This is a genomic window from Scandinavium sp. (genome assembly GCF_032012665.1).
Taxonomy (GTDB): domain Bacteria; phylum Pseudomonadota; class Gammaproteobacteria; order Enterobacterales; family Enterobacteriaceae; genus Scandinavium.
The window spans coordinates 22,126-38,946 of record NZ_DALZVG010000013.1 but is presented as its reverse complement, the minus strand read 5'-3'; the positions used below and the strand labels follow the sequence as shown (position 1 = coordinate 38,946).

Genomic DNA, 16,821 nt, shown 5'->3' with positions numbered 1-16,821 from the left:
GGTTATTTACTGTCGGACTTGTACTCGTACTCGTAGTAGCCGTAATCCTGGTAGCCGGTAGCCCGGCGGAAGATGGAGTTGAGGATCACGCCTTTCACCTGAATACCGTTTTGCTCAAAGCGGCTGAGGCTGGTTTCCACTTCCTTCAGGGTATTGACCGCATAACGAGCCACCATCAGCGTGGTGCCCGCATGGCGACCAATTATGCCGGCATCGGTTACCGCGAGGATTGGCGGCGTATCGATCAGCACCAGGTCGTAGTTTTTGCTCGCCCAGTTCACCAGCTCGCTGAAGCGATCGCTCATCAACAGCTCAGACGGATTCGGCGGCACCTGCCCGCGGGTCACCAGGTCGAAGTTAGTAATGGACGTGCGTTTAGCACAGTTCGCGATATCCGCTTTGCCGACCAGCACGTCTGACAGGCCGCTCTCATTCGTCGTTCCCAGCAGTTCGTGGGTATAACCCTTACGCATATCGCAGTCGATCAGCAGCACACGCTTGCCGGTCTGGCTGATCACCGCCGCCAGGTTGGCGCAGACGAACGTTTTACCGATTGACGGGCTGACCCCGGTTAACATCAACACGTTGTTGCTGGCCTGCATCATGGCAAAGTGCAGGCTGGTACGCAGGCTGCGCACCGCTTCAATCGCGAGGTCCGTTGGGTTACCCACCGCCAGCAGCTGGCTCTGCTTGAAGCGCTTAACGCCCTTAATCGTTTTGACCTGATCGCGCTGCTTCTGCCACTCAGAGAGCGGAATGCTGGCATAAACGTTGATGCCGTTATCCTCCAGCACCTGCGGGCTTTCAATGCCGCGGTTAAACAGCGAGCGCAGCAGCACGCCGAGAATGGAGAGCATCAGGCCGAGAATAATGCCGCCGAGGATAATCAGCGCCTTTTTCGGCTTCAGCACGCCCGGCTGGGTGATCGCCGGGTCAACGATGCGCACATCGCCGACGGTGCTCGCTTCTTGAATCTTCAGCTCCTGCTGTTTGTTCAGCAGCTGCATATAAACCTGCTGGCCGGACTCTACGTCGCGCGTCAGGCGTACGATTTCCTGCTGGGTTTCCGGCATCGCGGTGATGCGTTTGTTCAGATTGGCCTTCTCTTCTTCCAGCGTGCGGCGTTTTTCCAGCAGCGTGCGGTAGGCAGGATGCTTTTTGGTGTAGAGCTTGGAAATCTCCGCTTCGCTGAAGGTCAGCTGGTTGAGCTGAGCATCAATGTTCACCACCGAATCAAGAACGGACTTCGCTTCCAGAGACATATCCACAGAATCTTTCTGCTGGCGGTAGGCGTTGAGCTTGTTTTCAGCGGAATCCAGACGCTCACGCACTTCCGGCAGCTGCTTCGCGAGGAAGCTCAGGCTGCGGGAGGCCTCTTCCGATTTGCGCTCCACGTTCTGCGCCAGATAGTTCTGCGCAATGCTGTTGAGAATTTCGCGGATCTGGTTTTTATCTTCACCTGTATAGGTCAGGCTCAGGACGCCGGTGTCTTTACCGTTTTCCGTCACGGAAAGGTTGTTTTGCAGCGTGTTGATCATGCCGAGCGTGGAGTATTTGGTGACGGTAAACTCACCGCCCGCCTGCGCGTGAATGGCGCTGACCAGCAGGGTAACACCCGACTTACTGAGCGGCTGGCCAACTTCACCGCGCGCACTGAATCCGCCGTCGCTGGTCAGCTGGTAGCGGTTATGCCCGAGTACTTCAAGAGTGAAAACCTGGTCATGCATGCCCGCCGGAACGGTGAACGTTTCAACACTGACGCTTTCGTTCGCGCGCCCCATCAGGCGCTCCCAGCCCGCACCAAACACCGGCATCGTGTTTTTGGTGACCGCGATATCCAGATTCAGATCGTCCACCGTTTTGCCGAGCACCATACGCGACTGAATCAGTTGGATCTCCGCGTCGGACGCGGGGGGTTTGTTGCTCAGGGCCGAATTTAAATCCTGCACCAGCGAGCTGCTGGTGTCCTGCTCAATCTGCACCAATGCATCCGCACTGTAGATAGGCGTGGCGAACAGGGTATAAATCACCGCTGCGGCGGCAAACAGCGAGGTAATGCCAAGCACCCACCATTTGGCCTCCACCACCGTACCGACCAGGCGGCCAATATCAATTTCATCACTGCCCGACGCGTGCGGGTGCGCCTGTTTTACGTTATCTGTCATTGTTATCCCTGCTGTACTTTCAGTGCCTGCGCCCACTGGCGCGCAGACTGATCGAGTAAGTGGTAAACCGCTTCAAAGGCTTCACGACTCTTGCGATAAGGGTCGGGGATTTCACGCTCATTGTCCCAGTGACCAAACAGCATCACTTTGCCGCGCATCTCCGGTGCGATCTCACACAGCCGGGCAATGTGGCTTTTTTCCATGGTCAGAATGAGATCGTATTCGCGGCACATCTTGCCGGAGAGCTGACGGGCGCAGTGCCCGTCCAGGGAAATCTGGTGTACCGCTGCCACGCTTGCGGCGGATTCATCTGCCCCTTTACCGACCAGTGCGCCCAGGCCCGCAGACTCGACGCTAAGCGACGGAAGATAATTTTTCAGCAGCCGCTCCGCCGTCGGGGAGCGGCAGATATTGCCGACGCATACCACCAGAATTTTGTTGAACATAAGGGTTACCAGGTATGGATATCTTTCGCCGTATCCGTCATGTAGCGAACGCCACTGATGGTTGGCAGCAGTTGGTTGATAAGCCTGTTCCAGCGCGCGACCGGCGCGGTAGTAACGTACACCACGTCGTACGGCTGCAGCGTGAAGTTGGTGGCCATGACCAGCGACGTCGCATCGGACATATCCAGCTGATAGACGCTAGCAATCTTGCCGCTCTTGTCGTTTTTCAGTGGACGGATCACGAAGATGCCGCTGGCGTTGGAGGCGGTCATATCGATACCTTCCGCCTGGCCCAGCGCCTCGGTCAGCGTCATACCGCTGAAGTCCATTTTGAGGGTGCTCTGTTTTTTCACTTCGCCCATCACGAAGACCTTCAGATCGTCGTTGCGCGGCACGAAGAGAATATCGCCCGGGTAGAGCAGGCGGTTCTGGCTGAGGTCGCCGTTTTGCATCAGCGCCTGCAGAGAAATGCGCTCTTCTTTACCGTTGTGCGTCAGCACGACGTTGCGCCAGTCGGCCAGATCGGTCATGCCGCCGGCGTTGTTGATGGCGTCCAGCACGGTCAGCGGCACGTTGGTGATGGCCTGCTGCCCGGATTTATTCACCTGGCCTGAAACGTAGGCCTTTTGCGAGCGGAACGCCGCCACGTTCACATCCACCTGCGGATCGGTGATATAGGTCGCCAGGCGACCCGTGATCATGCTGCGGATTTCAGAGAGCGTTTTCCCGGCCACCTGCACGCGGCCGATGTACGGATAGAAAATCGAGCCGTCAGGCTGCACCCAGTTACCGGTGTCGCTGGAGCTGCGGTACTGGCCCGCCGGAGTGGTAAGCTCCGGGTGATCCCAGACGGTTACGCTCAGCACGTCACCGGGGCCCACGCGGTACTGATAATTGCTTAACTCCTGATCCAGCGACATATTCGGTTGCGCCACGTTTGGACGCGGACGCAGTTGTTCAATCAGTCGCGGGGTCAGCGGATAAACATTCACCATCCGGTCGATGTCAAAATCAGCATCCTGCTGCTTAATCACATCTTTGCCGAAGGTCGACATATTGCTGCCGGGGAGAACCGTGCAACCGCTCATCAGGATTGCAGACACCAATAATGGCATCAATTTCAGTTGAGATTTCATCATTGATTATTTTTCACTTTGGCGGAGAAATTATCCTGTGCGAATAAAACAAACCAGAATGCATTCCGATCATTTCGATTGAGAATGCCGTTAACCGAAACGAAATATAACTGGTATCATTCCTAAAAGACCGTTATCGATCCAGCAGCAGTTGACAGAATAATTCAGGCTAATTTCGCGGCCATCAGGCACGCTACCGCCCTTGGCTTTCAGTTACCAATCCACTGCTTAATCATAATGTTATACAGAGTTCCGGTGATAATTCCGCCCAGAACAATGTGAGATGGCATATAAAACAGACATGCCCAATATCGCTTCAGAAATAAAGTGTAAGTGGCATGCTGATAACGTTTATTTATGCATGTGAATTGTTGCAGTAACCGTTATTTTCGACAAGGACACAATGCCTGACAGGCCTGCTTTTAGGATAAATATTAAGAAAGCCAGATTCTTTTTAGGATTATCTTTATATTGACAGAAATGACATAACGTTCCCGAACAAAAACAGACATAACAAAGTGACAATATAATTAATAACAGAAACAATATGGATAATATGTTGTTGAGCAATAACTTCAATTTAAGATTATCCTCAATATACATTGCAATTCCGTCCACCGTTATCCATGATCCTGGTGTGACAATTTTCATATCGCAGAAGGTGTTAAACAACATATGGAATGGATTGCCGATCCCTCAATCTGGGCAGGCCTCATTACTTTAGTGGTTATCGAGCTGGTGCTCGGGATCGATAATCTGGTTTTTATCGCGATTCTCGCGGAAAAGCTGCCTCCGGCAGAGCGCAACCGGGCGCGTATCACTGGCTTGATTCTGGCCATGGTGATGCGCTTGCTGCTGCTGGCCTCGATTTCCTGGCTGGTGACCCTCACCCGCCCACTCTTTAGCTTCCGCGATCTTAGCTTCAGCGCGCGCGACCTCATTATGCTCGGTGGCGGTCTTTTTTTGCTGTTTAAGGCCACGGTAGAGCTTAATGAGCGGCTGGAAGGTAAGAACAATGACGGCCCGACGCAGCGCAGGGGCGCGAAGTTCTGGGCGGTGGTGGCGCAAATTGTGGTGCTGGACGCCGTTTTCTCTCTCGATTCAGTGATCACTGCCGTCGGCATGGTCGACCATCTGCTGGTGATGATGGCGGCAGTCGTTATTGCCATCTCTATGATGCTCTTCGCCAGCAAAGCACTGACGCGCTTTGTGAACAGCCACCCGACCATCGTCATCCTGTGTCTGAGCTTTTTGCTGATGATTGGCTTTAGCCTCGTCGCGGAAGGGTTTGGCTTCTACATTCCGAAAGGCTATCTGTACGCAGCGATCGGCTTCTCGGTGATGATTGAGGCCCTGAACCAGCTGGCGAACTTCAATCGTCGCCGTTTTTTGTCCGCTAACCAGAGCCTGCGCAGCCGAACGACGGAAGCCGTTATGCGGCTGCTGAGCGGGCAAAAAGAGGATGCGGAACTGGATGCGCAAACCGCCTCGCTGATTGCCGACCATAAAGATGAGCCCGTGTTCGAGCCGCAGGAGCGACGCATGATCGAACGGGTGCTGAACCTCAATCAGCGCAGCGTCAGCAGCATCATGACCTCCCGTCACGATATTGAGCACATCGACCTCAGCGCGCCGGAAGAGGAAGTGCGCGCCCTGCTGGAAAAAAACCAGCATACCCGCCTGGTCATCACCGGCGGAGAAAACGAAGAGGAACTGGTGGGCGTGGTGCACGTCATTGATTTGCTCGCACAGTCGCTGCGTGGCGACCCGCTGGATTTGCGCGCGCTGCTGCGCCAGCCTCTGGTTTTCCCGGAAACGCTGCCGCTTTTGCCCGCTCTGGAACAGTTTCGTAATGCCAGAACACACTTTGCCTTTGTAGTCGATGAGTTTGGATCCGTGGAAGGGATTGTGACACTGAGCGACGTGATGGAAACGATCGCCGGTAACCTGCCGAACGAAGCGCAGGAAACAGATGCCCGCCATGATATTCAGAAGAATGCCGACGGCAGCTGGACGGCCAACGGGCATATGCCGCTGGAGGATCTGGTGCAGTTTGTGCCGATGCCGCTGGACGAGAAGCGGGAGTACCACACCATTGCCGGGTTGATTATGGAGCATTTACAGCGAGTGCCGCAGGCAGGTGAAAGCGTCGAGGTAGGTGGTTTTATGCTGAAAACGCTGCAGGTGGAAAATCATCGCGTGCAGCGGGTACTGGTTATTCCACCACAGCGCGATGAAGATGAATTGAATTACGAAGTGTAATGAAGCGGCCGGTAAACGGTACAGAGGCTCTTTTTGCCCGGTGGCGCTGATGCCTTATCCGGCCTGCCGAACCCTGCAGGCCCGCGCAAACGAATTGCCGCCGGGCATTCACACCCGGCGTTAAGATTAAGCGGACTTACAGTTTGTCGAGCAGCTTTTTAACATCTTTGCCGGACTGACTGTCCTGGTTTTTGTCCGCCCAGGCTTTCAGACGATCGCGGGCTTCGCTTTGCAGCTGTTTACGCAATACCTGGTCAACCTGAAGGCTGTAGTTAAGCGCATCCCACTTGCCGTAGACCCGAAGTGGAATGGCGGTGTTTTTCAGGGTATCGATCAGCTTGCTTTCCCCCTGCCAGCCCCCCAGCACTGTTACGTCAAAGCGCATATCAGCATCTTCCTTCACCAGATCCATCGCCCCTTTGCCGCCAAGGGCCATCATCGGCGATTTTCCGCTCATGTCATTCAGCGACAGGGTGCCATTATCCAGCGTCATGCTGCTGGTAAATTCGTCAAGCCGGGTCGCGCTCTCCAGGCTTTCCTTTGCCTTCACGTTAGTACTGCGTTCCACCGCCTGCTGCACCAGTTGCTGGAAGTTAAGCCCTTCCGCACGGGAATCCAGTAGCGTCAGCTTCGCCTGCCCCTGCCAGCTGCGGCGGAAGCTGTCGGCGTCAATTTTGCCGCCCTCAAACTCACCGGTCAGTGAAAGTTTGCCAGTCAGGTTGATGGAGTAATTAAACGCTTTCAGCAGCGTGCCAATCTGAATGTTGTCGAGCTTCGGTTCAAACGCAGAAACCGGCATGCTCTGCCGCGCATCCAGTCTGCCGGGCAGCGACAGCGTGCCGCCATCCAGCTTGCCCTGAAGCTCAGCAAGAGTAAGCAAGCCGTAGTTGTTAGTGGCCAGCACGTTGACGTCGGTGAAGTTCATACCACGCCAGAGGATCTGGCCGGCTTTCAGCTGCAGCGCTGCACTGAATGCGCGCAGGCTGCTGTAATCCGGCTGATTCGTGCTGTCGGCAATCACCGGGCGCTGCTGGCGAGGCTGACTCTGCCCCTGCTGGCTGACCGCGCTGTCCGCGCTGGGGTTCGCCTGCGAAAGTAAATTGTCCAGATTCAGCTTGTCGGAATGCACATTGAGCTGCCACTGAGGTTTATCGCCGAGCAGCACGCTGCCCTCGCCGCCCAGCGTGCTGTCGTTGGCGGTCAGCTGCAGCTGACTGAAGCTCAGACGCTTCTGCTCTTCGAGCCACTCAGCCTGCAGGGATGCCTGCCCGGCAATGCCCTGTGGCGGCAGATCGGCGCCCTTAAGCTGCCAGTTGAGCTGGCTGAAGCTTGCGGTCAGCGCGTGTGGGTATTCCCCGGCGTTGACTTTTGCGGTGAAGGAGAGATTCAAATCCCGCTGATCGCGGTTGATACGACCAGAGAAATCAACGTTGGCCTGATAGTGATCGTCCTGATCCATTTGCAGCTTGATATCGCGGACGGTGACCTGTTCGTCGTCCTCATGCTGGAACACCAGCACGCTGTCAGCGACCTGCAACTTCGCGATATCGAAGGACCAGCCCCGATCTTCGGGTGCCTGCGGCAGCGTATTCTCGCGAGGTGCTACCGGTGCCTGAGCGTCCTTGATGGCTTCGGTCGCCGGGGTCAGTTCGATGACCGCCCCTTTTAGCATCACCTGGTTGACCTTCAGTTGGTGAGACAGCAGCGGCATCAGCGCCACATCAAGGCGCATGTTGTCGGCCTTCACCAGCGGCGCGCTGGCACCCGGCTCCGTCAGGGTCATTCTGCCGGACAAAATACTGAGCTGCGGCCAGACGTGCCAGCGCAGCGGTCCATCCAGCTGAAGCTGATAGCCGCTGCGATCCGCCACCTGGCGGACCAGGTAGTCACGAAAATCGTTCGGGTTGACCAACAGCACCAGCGCCGACAGGCCGGCCACAATCACGACCAGCAAAATCATCAGCGTTGTCAGAATTCGTCTCATGATGTCTCCGGCGCGTTCGTTACGCTCAGTCTTTGTCAATACGACTGGCTACCGCGCCCTGCTGGTCACGGTACTTGGCGTCTTCACGGCGGTTGTAAGGGCGAGCCGCCGGGCCGGAGAGCGGTTCAAAGCTCAGGGCGCCAATCAGCATTCCCGGACGCAGCGCCAGCGGCAGCTTGCCCGAATTATAGAATTCAAGCACGATGCAGCCGGACCAGCCTGGATCGATGCGGTGCGCGGTAACGTGAACCATCAGGCCCAGTCGCGCAAGAGAGGAACGACCGTCGAGCCAGCCCACCAGATCGGCAGGAATAGTGACGGATTCCAGGGTGACGGCGAGAGCCAGCTCACCCGGATGAAGATAAAACGCATCGCCCTCGGCAAGCACGATTTCTTCGCTCATCACTTTGTCGAGCGCGGCGCTGACTTCCGCTTTCGGGCCGCTGAGATCGATAAAGGCCGCCGTGTGCCCGCTAAAGGTACGGAATTTATTGCCGAGGCGCACGTCCACCGTCGCACCGTTGATGCGCTCCACCGGAGGGCGTGGGGAAATTGCCAGTCGGCCTTCGTCCAGCCAGGCTTCAATATCTCGGTCACACAGACGCATGCGCTATCTCCTTTAATGCCGTAAGCCCGGCCTCTGCCGGGTCATAGTGCACAGTACATAATTCAGGGGAATTATTCAAAAAACTGACTGATTTTGGCCTTCAGAATATCGATGGCAATGCGGTTCTTCCCACCGCGCGGCACGATAATATCGGCGTACTGTTTGGACGGTTCGATAAACTGCAGGAACATCGGGCGCACCGTTTTCTGATACTGCGCCATCACGGAGTCCATCGAACGCCCACGTTCGTTCACGTCACGCTTGATACGACGCATCAGGCAAATATCCAGCGGCGTATCAACGAAAATGGAGAAGTTCATCTCTTCACGCAGACGAGCATCCGTCAGCAGCAAAATCCCTTCAAGGATGATCACTTTCTTCGGCTTGATATGCACCGTCTGCGGCATACGGGTATGTTCCACATAGCTGTAAACCGGCAGTTCGATCGCTTCACCGCGCTTGAGCATCTGCAGGTGCTGATACAGCAGGCTGTGATCCATGGCGCTTGGGTGGTCATAGTTCGTTTTGACGCGATCTTCCATCGACAGATGACTCTGGTCTTTGTAATAGCTGTCTTCGGGGATGACGCCAATATGTTCATCGCCAACCTGTTCACGTAATTCGCGGTAAAGGGTGCTGGAGATGAGACTTTTACCCGAAGCCGATGCGCCGGCGATGCCTATAATGACGCACTGATGAGACTTATCAGTCATAAGTTTTTGCGACCTGATTAACCTGGATGTGAGGAAGGGTGACGCCTGAGCGCCAAACGCCGCAATTATAGGTATTTCAGCCCCCCGATACCAGTCGAAAACGACATTCCCGCGCGTTGGGATAAAAAGTGACTATTCGCAAATTAATATGTTCACTTTTCCGACGCTCCTGACCGTTTTTGCGCAAACTGCGAATTTATCTCTCAATGCTGTTAAATAATGAGCAGATGGCATAGGAAATGTAAATTGTTTGTACTAGCATGATCCCATTTACAATCCTAATGAATTCAGGCCAATTCCTCGTGAAAAGTCGCGGCCGGAAGGCCCTGGCGGAAAGCGGTAAATGAAGATATCCGAAAATAGAGCATCCGAGTCCCCTGGTCACCCGCTGTTGCGCATGGCAAGCCTTGGGCTTCTGACCTTTATCTTTACGCTTTTCTCACTCGAATTAACGCGTTTTGGAACAATTCTAGCACCTTTATGGTTCCCCACTTCGATCATGATGGTGGCCTTCTACCGTCACGCCGGGAAAATGTGGCCGGCCATCGCCGTGGTCTGTTCGGTTTCAAGCGTATTGGCCTCAATGGTGCTGTTCCCCTTCAGCGACGCCAATCTGATTTTCACCGGAATTAATCTCGTGGAAGCCGCCCTGGGCGCGCTGCTGCTGCGTAAATTTTTACCAGGCTATAATCCGCTGCAAAACCTGCACGACTGGATTCGTCTGGCCGTAGCCTGCGCCATAGTTCCGCCCCTGGTTGGCGGCGCTCTGGTCATCATCCTGGCACCCGGCGATAACTGGCTAAACACCTTGTTGCTTTGGGTGCTGTCTGAGTCTATCGGCGCACTGGCGCTGGTACCGCTGGGACTGCTCTACAAAAATCACTATCTGCTACGCCACCGTAACCCGCGTTTGCTGCTGGAAACGCTGCTGACGTTGGCGGTCACCCTGGCCCTGAGCGCAATAGCAATGTTGTGGCTGCCGTGGCCGTTTACCTGTGTCATCGTGCTTCTGATGTGGAGCGCCGTCCGTCTACCACGCATGGAAGCATTCAGCATCTTTCTGATAACCGTGATGATGGTGTCGCTGATGATGGCTACCCATCCCGTCACCCTGGTAACACCGCAGGCCTATGCGATGAGCAACGCGCCGTGGCTGCCGTTCCTGATGATGCTGCTGCCCGCCAACGTAATGACGATGGTGATGTACGCCTTCCGCGCCGAACGCAAGCACATCACCGAAAGTGAAGAGCGTTTTCGCAACGCGATGGAATATTCGGCCATCGGCATGGCGCTGGTTAGCACGGAAGGTCAGTGGCTACAGGCAAACAAAGCGCTGTGTAATTTCCTCGGCTACAGCCAGAACGAACTGCGCGCCATGACTTTCCAGCAGTTGACCTGGCCGGAAGACCTCGATAACGATCTTGCCCAGCTTGAGCAGCTTGTCAGCGGCGAAATCAATACCTACACCATGGAAAAACGCTACTACACGCGTAAAGGTGACGTCGTATGGGCGCTGCTGGCGGTTTCACTGGTGCGGCACGCCGATGGCACGCCGCTCTATTTCATCGCCCAGATTGAAGATATCAACGACCTGAAGCACACCGAATGGGTGAATAAGCGCCTGATGGAGCGAATTACGCTCGCTAACGAAGCGGGGGGAATCGGCATTTGGGAATGGGAGCTGGGGCCCGATCTGATCTCCTGGGACAAGCGGATGTTCGAGCTGTATGAAATCCCGTCTCACCTTAAACCCACCTGGCAGCTCTGGCACAATTGTCTGGTAGAAGAAGACAGAGAGCAGGTGGAGCAGGTGATCCGCAACGCGCTGCGCGCCCGTTCACCGTTCAAGCTGGAATTTCGCATTAAGGTAAAGGAGGGTATTCGGCATATCCGTTCGCTGGCTAACCGGGTGCTGAACAAACAGGGCGAAGTGGATCGCCTGCTCGGCATCAATATGGACATGACCGAGGTCAAACTGCTCAACGAGGCGCTGTTCCAGGAAAAAGAGCGCCTGCACATCACCCTCGATTCCATCGGCGAAGCGGTGCTCTGTACCGACGTCGACATGAACGTCATCTTTATGAATCCGGTAGCGGAAAAGATGAGCGGCTGGAATCAGGACGAAGCGATGAAGCAGCCGCTGCTGCACGTGCTGCGTATCACCTTTGGCGACAATGGCCCGCTGATGGAAAACATCCACAGCGGTGATATCTCCCGAACCGATATCGAGCAGGACGTGGTGCTGCACTGTCGCAACGGCGGTAGCTACGATATTCATTACAGCATTACTCCGCTCAGCACCCTGGACGGGCAAAACATCGGCTCAGTACTGGTGATTCAGGACGTCACCGAATCGCGCAAAATGCTGCGCCAGTTGAGCTACAGCGCCTCGCATGACGCCCTCACCCACCTGGCAAACCGCGTGAGCTTCGAGCATCATCTCAAGCGCCTGCTGCAGACCGTCCAGGAAACCCATCAGCGTCACGCGCTGGTCTATATCGATCTCGATCGCTTCAAGGCGGTGAATGACACTGCAGGTCACGCGGCGGGCGATGCCCTGCTGCGCGAGATCTCTTCCATGATGCTCGGGATGCTGCGTACCAGCGATATTCTCGCCCGTCTGGGTGGAGATGAATTCGGGCTGCTGCTGCCTGACTGCAACGTCGAAAGCGCCCGCTATATTTCCGGGCGTATTGTTCAGGCGATTAACGATTACCACTTTATGTGGGAAGGCCGCCTGCACCGCATTGGTGCCAGCGCCGGGATCACCCTGATTGACGAAAGCAATAATCTGGCCTCAGAAGTGATGTCTCAGGCGGACATTGCCTGCTATACCTCGAAAAATAACGGGCGTGGGACTATCAGCGTCTATGAGCCGCAGTTAGACAGGCTTCACCAGCAGCGCAGTATGATGTCGCTCGATGAGCAGTGGCGCATGGTACGCGACAACCATCTGGTATTGATGGCGCGCGGCGTGGCCTCTCCCCGCGTGCCGGAAAGCAGTCATTTCTGGCTGCTTTCTCTGCGTTTATGGACCAGCGAAGGGGAAATGGTTGAGGAGCAGGCTTTCCGTAAGGGGCTGGCCGATCAGGAGCTCATCCATGCGCTTGACCGCCGTATCTATCAGGAGTTTTTCCGTAACTGGGCACACATTGTTGCCGCACGCGGAATAAGCATCACGCTACCACTTTCGGCGGCGGGGCTCACCGGGCCCGTACTGGTCAACGAAATCCTTGATGGCCTGACCCACAGTACGATGCCCGCGCGCCTGCTGCATCTGGTCTTCAGCGCAGAAAGCCTGTTACAAGCGGGCGTGCAGGAAGGGTTGAGTCAGTTGCGTAAAGCGGGCTGTAAAATCATCATCAGCCAGGTCGGCCAGGATCTGGAGCTGTTTGAGCATCTTTCCGTCGGCAGCGCCGATTACGTCATGCTGGATCCGGAAATCATCGGCAACGTCCATACCAGCCTGATGGATGAAATGTTGGTGACCATCGTCCAGGGCCACGCCCAGCGTCTTGGAATGAAAACCATTGCCGGGCCAACTCACCAGGCATTAATGATGGATACCCTCTCCGGCATCGGCGTGGATCTGATTTACGGCGACATTATTGCCGTCAACCAGCCGCTCGACGTGGCGCTCAACAGCAGCTATTTCGCCATCAACTGACACGTTTATACCTCTCCGCCTGCGGCATCTGTCGCAGGCCATGTCTACTTATTACGACGCTAATGCTTACAAAATTTAACCATTAACCTGCTAATCAATTATTCTTTACATGTAATATACAAAAGAACAACAAAAATACTCTTCCGGTGACAGACCCGTCGCAGTATGCCGCGCCTCGCCTGCCTGCCCCACGCTGTCTCAGCACAGCTTTATCAGGACACCGACTATGAATACGCTTTTTAACTGGAGCACGACTCAGAAACACGTCGCTGTCGCCAGCTTTTCCAGCTGGATGCTCGACGCTTTCGACTTTTTCATCCTCGTTTTTGTACTCAGCGATCTGGCCAACTGGTTTCACGCTTCGGTCTCCGAGGTATCCATTGCCATTATGCTGACCCTGGCCGTAAGGCCGATAGGAGCGCTGCTGTTCGGGAGAATGGCGGAAAAGTTTGGTCGCCGCCCTATCCTGATGCTCAACATTCTCTTCTTCAGCATCTTCGAACTGCTTTCGGCATGGTCCCCCTCTTTCACCGCCTTCCTGACATTCCGCGTGCTTTACGGCATCGCCATGGGCGGGATTTGGGGCGTGGCATCTTCTCTTGCGATGGAAACCATTCCTGACCGTTCACGTGGACTGATGTCGGGCATCTTCCAGGCCGGATATCCCTGCGGTTATCTGCTGGCTTCCGTCATCTTCGGGCTGTTTTACAGCACCGTCGGCTGGCGTGGCATGTTCCTGATTGGCGCGCTGCCAATCTTCCTGCTGCCGTATATCTGGTTCAAAGTACCGGAGTCGCCCGTATGGCTTGCGGCGCGTGAGCGTCAGGAGAGCACTGCCCTGCTGCCCATTCTGCGTAGCCACTGGAAGCTGTGCATTTACCTCGTGTTGCTGATGGCCTGCTTCAACTTTTTCAGCCACGGTACGCAGGATTTATACCCGACCTTCCTGAAAGTACAGCACGGATTTGACCCGCATACCGTCAGCCTGATCGCCATCAGCTACAACATTGCCGCCATGATCGGCGGGATCTTCTTTGGCTCCCTGTCCGAAAGGATTGGCCGTAAAAAAGCGATGATTATCGCCGCATTTCTCGCCCTGCCCGTGCTGCCGCTGTGGGCGTTCTCGACTGGCTCATTTAACATTGGGCTTGGCGCTTTCCTGATGCAGTTTATGGTGCAGGGTGCCTGGGGCGTGGTGCCAACCTACCTCAACGAGCTGGTGCCCGCCAACGCGCGCGCCGTGCTGCCGGGCTTTGTCTATCAGTTGGGGAATCTGCTGGCTTCGGTGAATGCAACGCTACAGGCACGCATCGCTGAAGCTAACGGCGGCAACTACGGGATGGCAATGGCGCTGGTAGCGGGGACGGTGGCAATCCTGATTTGCCTGTTTGTGGCTTTCGGTCGCGAAACCCGCGGCGTGGTCATTTCTGGCCACCAGCCGCAGGGTACAACCCGCGAGCAGCATACGCACTAGTCGGGCTGAAATGCGTCGCTGTACCAGATGTGCAGTAGCGCATAGGAGCGCCACGGCTGCCAGCGCTCCGCATAGCGACGGATTTGCGCAGGCGTCATGCCGGAAAAGCGCTGTTTGATCAGATAGTCGTCCGGCAGAAAGACGTCTTTCGCCTGCCAGCCGCGCAGTGCAAAGTAGTTCGCAGTCCAGCGGCCAATGCCGGGGAATGCCTGAATGGCCTTCATCGCCGCCTCAATGTTTTGTGGCGGCGTTAAAGGCAGCTCACCGGCGATTGCGGCCTGCGCCAGGTGAACCAACGCTTCGGCGCGTTTGATCGGCATCCCAAGCGCTTTTAACGTCAGCGGATCCGCAACGACCAGCTGCTGCGGCGTGGGGAAGCAGGTAAGCCCCGACTCATCATCAAGCGGCGTACCGTAAGCCATTGCTACCCGGCTGGTGAGCTTCGCGGCCATCGCCACGCTGACCAGTTGCCCGAGAATCGCCCGCACGCCCTGCTCAAACGGATCGACACAGCCCGGTAGCCGCAGGCCCGGGCGGGCCGCCGCCAGCTCACCGAGCGCCGTTGAAATCTGCTGTGGTTCGCAGCGTAAATCGAACAGGTTCTCAAGTCGGGCAAGGCAATGTGCTTTTACCGTCAGCAAGCCTTCAGAGAGCACTACGTCCAGAGTCTGCGTTTCAGGATTTGGCGTGGCGCGTAGCCAACCGTGATGCTGACCTACGGAAAGGCTGCGGACGTAAGCATCTGCCTCAAAACGCTCAACGCCTTCGACGGTACGCGCTGCCAGAAAACCGAACATCCACTCCCAGTCGTAGGGAGCCTGCCACGCTAAACTTAACATCTTTTCTCCTTAGTAAGTCACTACAGCATAACGGCTTCGCGGACTTCTCGCCTTGCTTTCATATTTTGGCTTGTCCCTCGCGCAGCATTCGGCTAAAGTCGTCGCCCTTTCTTCACTGGCATGGGGAAGTTACACGGTGTTTATTGGTTTTGACTACGGCACGGCAAACTGCTCAGTGGCCGTGATGCGCGGTAATTCACCGCAGCTTTTAACCCTTGAAAATGGCAGCACGCTGCTGCCCTCAATGCTTTGCGCCCCTACGCGCGAGGCTGTGAGCGAATGGCTGTACCGTCAGCATGACGTTCCGGCAACGGGCGAAGAGACGGAAGCCTTACTGCGCCGCGCTATCCGCTTTAATCGCGAAGAAGATATCGACGTGCAGCATAACAGCGTACAGTTCGGCCTCTCCTCGCTGAAGCAGTACATCGACGATCCGGAAGAAGTCTACTTTGTTAAATCGCCAAAATCGTTTTTGGGAGCCAGCGGGCTGAAACCGCAGCAGGTGGCGCTGTTCGAGGATCTGGTTTGCGCCATGATGCTGCACATCAAGCAGCAGGCAGAAACTCAGCTCAGCGAGAACATTACCCAGGCGGTGATTGGTCGCCCGATTAACTTCCAGGGCCTCGGCGGCGATGACGCCAACGAACAGGCGCAGGGAATTCTCGAACGCGCTGCACAGCGCGCCGGATTTGCGGACGTGGTATTCCAGTTCGAACCGGTTGCCGCAGGTCTGGATTTCGAAGCAACGCTGACGGCTGAAAAACGCGTCCTGGTGGTCGATATCGGCGGCGGGACGACCGACTGCTCCTTATTGTTGATGGGCCCGCAGTGGCGCGAACGTCGCGAGCGTCAAAGCAGCCTGCTCGGCCACAGCGGTTGCCGCGTGGGCGGGAACGATCTGGATATCGCACTGGCATTCAAATGCCTGATGCCGCTGCTCGGCATGGGCGGTGAAACCGAAAAGGGCATCGCTCTGCCGGTACTACCGTGGTGGAATGCTGTCGCCATCAACGACGTTCCTGCTCAGACCGATTTTTACAGCACGGCTAATGGTCGACTGCTGCGGGATTTGGTTCGTGATGCACGCGATACAGACAAAGTCGCCCTGCTGCTGAAAACCTGGCAGCAGCGCCTGAGCTATCGCCTGGTGCGCAGCGCAGAAGAGAGCAAAATTGCGCTCTCGGATAAAACGAATGTGACTACCACGCTGCCGTTCCTCAGTCCTGAGCTGGCCGCTGACATCAACCAGCTGGGGCTGGAAGCCGCACTCAATCAGCCGTTAACGCGTATTCTTGAGCAGGTACAGCTGGCGCTGGATAACGGTCGTGAAAAACCGGACGTTATCTATTTAACCGGCGGCAGCGCCCGTTCACCGCTGATCAAAAAAGCGCTGGCGCAGCAGCTGCCGGGCATTGAGATAGCCGGTGGCGATGATTTTGGCTCGGTCACCGCAGGGTTAGCCCGCTGGGCGCAGGTGATATTTGGCTAACTCCTTTATTGAAGCCCTTAACAGGGCTTCAGATTAATG

General features: G+C 55.9%; 11 protein-coding genes. 4 read left to right on the top strand and 7 right to left on the bottom strand.

Features of this window, described 5'->3' with window-relative positions; translation table 11 throughout:
* Window positions 1–2: 2 nt before the first annotated feature.
* Genes wzc through RTU33_RS12245 form a run of 3 tightly spaced genes read right to left on the bottom strand, consistent with a single transcriptional unit; the run spans window position 3 to window position 3,750 of the window.
* Window positions 3–2,165 carry a tyrosine-protein kinase Wzc gene (gene wzc, locus RTU33_RS12255; protein ID WP_312627674.1) on the bottom strand — a complete coding sequence of 721 codons (2,163 nt, stop codon included), beginning with the start codon at window positions 2,163–2,165 and terminating at the stop codon, window positions 3–5.
* A gap of 2 nt (window positions 2,166–2,167) precedes the next feature.
* Complete coding sequence (wzb, locus tag RTU33_RS12250) at window positions 2,168–2,611, bottom strand: low molecular weight protein-tyrosine-phosphatase Wzb (protein ID WP_312627673.1); 444 nt, start codon at window positions 2,609–2,611, stop codon at window positions 2,168–2,170.
* Window positions 2,612–2,616: 5 nt separating this feature from the next.
* On the bottom strand, window positions 2,617–3,750 hold the full coding sequence (locus tag RTU33_RS12245) for a polysaccharide export protein (protein WP_312627671.1): 1,134 nt from the start codon (window positions 3,748–3,750) through the stop codon (window positions 2,617–2,619).
* A 672-nt stretch (window positions 3,751–4,422) separates the two neighbouring features.
* Here RTU33_RS12245 and RTU33_RS12240 point away from each other — a divergent pair.
* Entirely contained in the window at window positions 4,423–6,009 is a 1,587-nt protein-coding gene (locus RTU33_RS12240) for a TerC family protein (protein ID WP_312627670.1), read from the top strand.
* Window positions 6,010–6,145: 136 nt separating this feature from the next.
* Here RTU33_RS12240 and asmA read toward each other — a convergent pair whose 3' ends face one another.
* From asmA to udk, 3 genes are all read right to left on the bottom strand, one after another.
* Window positions 6,146–7,993, bottom strand: a complete 1,848-nt coding sequence (gene asmA, locus RTU33_RS12235; protein ID WP_312627668.1) for an outer membrane assembly protein AsmA — start codon at window positions 7,991–7,993, stop codon at window positions 6,146–6,148.
* A gap of 25 nt (window positions 7,994–8,018) precedes the next feature.
* Complete coding sequence (dcd, locus tag RTU33_RS12230; protein ID WP_312627667.1) at window positions 8,019–8,600, bottom strand: dCTP deaminase; 582 nt, start codon at window positions 8,598–8,600, stop codon at window positions 8,019–8,021.
* Between the two features lie 71 nt (window positions 8,601–8,671).
* Window positions 8,672–9,313, bottom strand: coding sequence for a uridine kinase (gene udk, locus RTU33_RS12225; protein ID WP_312627665.1), 642 nt, complete (start codon window positions 9,311–9,313; stop codon window positions 8,672–8,674).
* A gap of 343 nt (window positions 9,314–9,656) precedes the next feature.
* On the opposite strand from udk, the gene RTU33_RS12220 reads away from it, so the two are divergent.
* Both RTU33_RS12220 and RTU33_RS12215 read left to right on the top strand, forming a co-directional pair.
* Window positions 9,657–12,980, top strand: a complete 3,324-nt coding sequence (locus RTU33_RS12220) for a diguanylate cyclase (protein WP_312627663.1) — start codon at window positions 9,657–9,659, stop codon at window positions 12,978–12,980.
* A 226-nt stretch (window positions 12,981–13,206) separates the two neighbouring features.
* A complete protein-coding gene (locus tag RTU33_RS12215; protein WP_312627661.1) occupies window positions 13,207–14,454 on the top strand; it encodes an MFS transporter in 1,248 nt (415 codons plus the stop codon).
* Here RTU33_RS12215 and alkA read toward each other — a convergent pair.
* Window positions 14,451–15,293, bottom strand: a complete 843-nt coding sequence (alkA, locus tag RTU33_RS12210; protein ID WP_312627660.1) for a DNA-3-methyladenine glycosylase 2 — start codon at window positions 15,291–15,293, stop codon at window positions 14,451–14,453. The two genes, RTU33_RS12215 and alkA, sit on opposite strands and share 4 nt — an antisense overlap.
* A gap of 136 nt (window positions 15,294–15,429) precedes the next feature.
* On the opposite strand from alkA, the gene yegD reads away from it, so the two are divergent.
* On the top strand, window positions 15,430–16,782 hold the full coding sequence (gene yegD / locus RTU33_RS12205; protein ID WP_312627787.1) for a molecular chaperone: 1,353 nt from the start codon (window positions 15,430–15,432) through the stop codon (window positions 16,780–16,782).
* The last annotated feature ends 39 nt before the right edge of the window (window positions 16,783–16,821 follow it).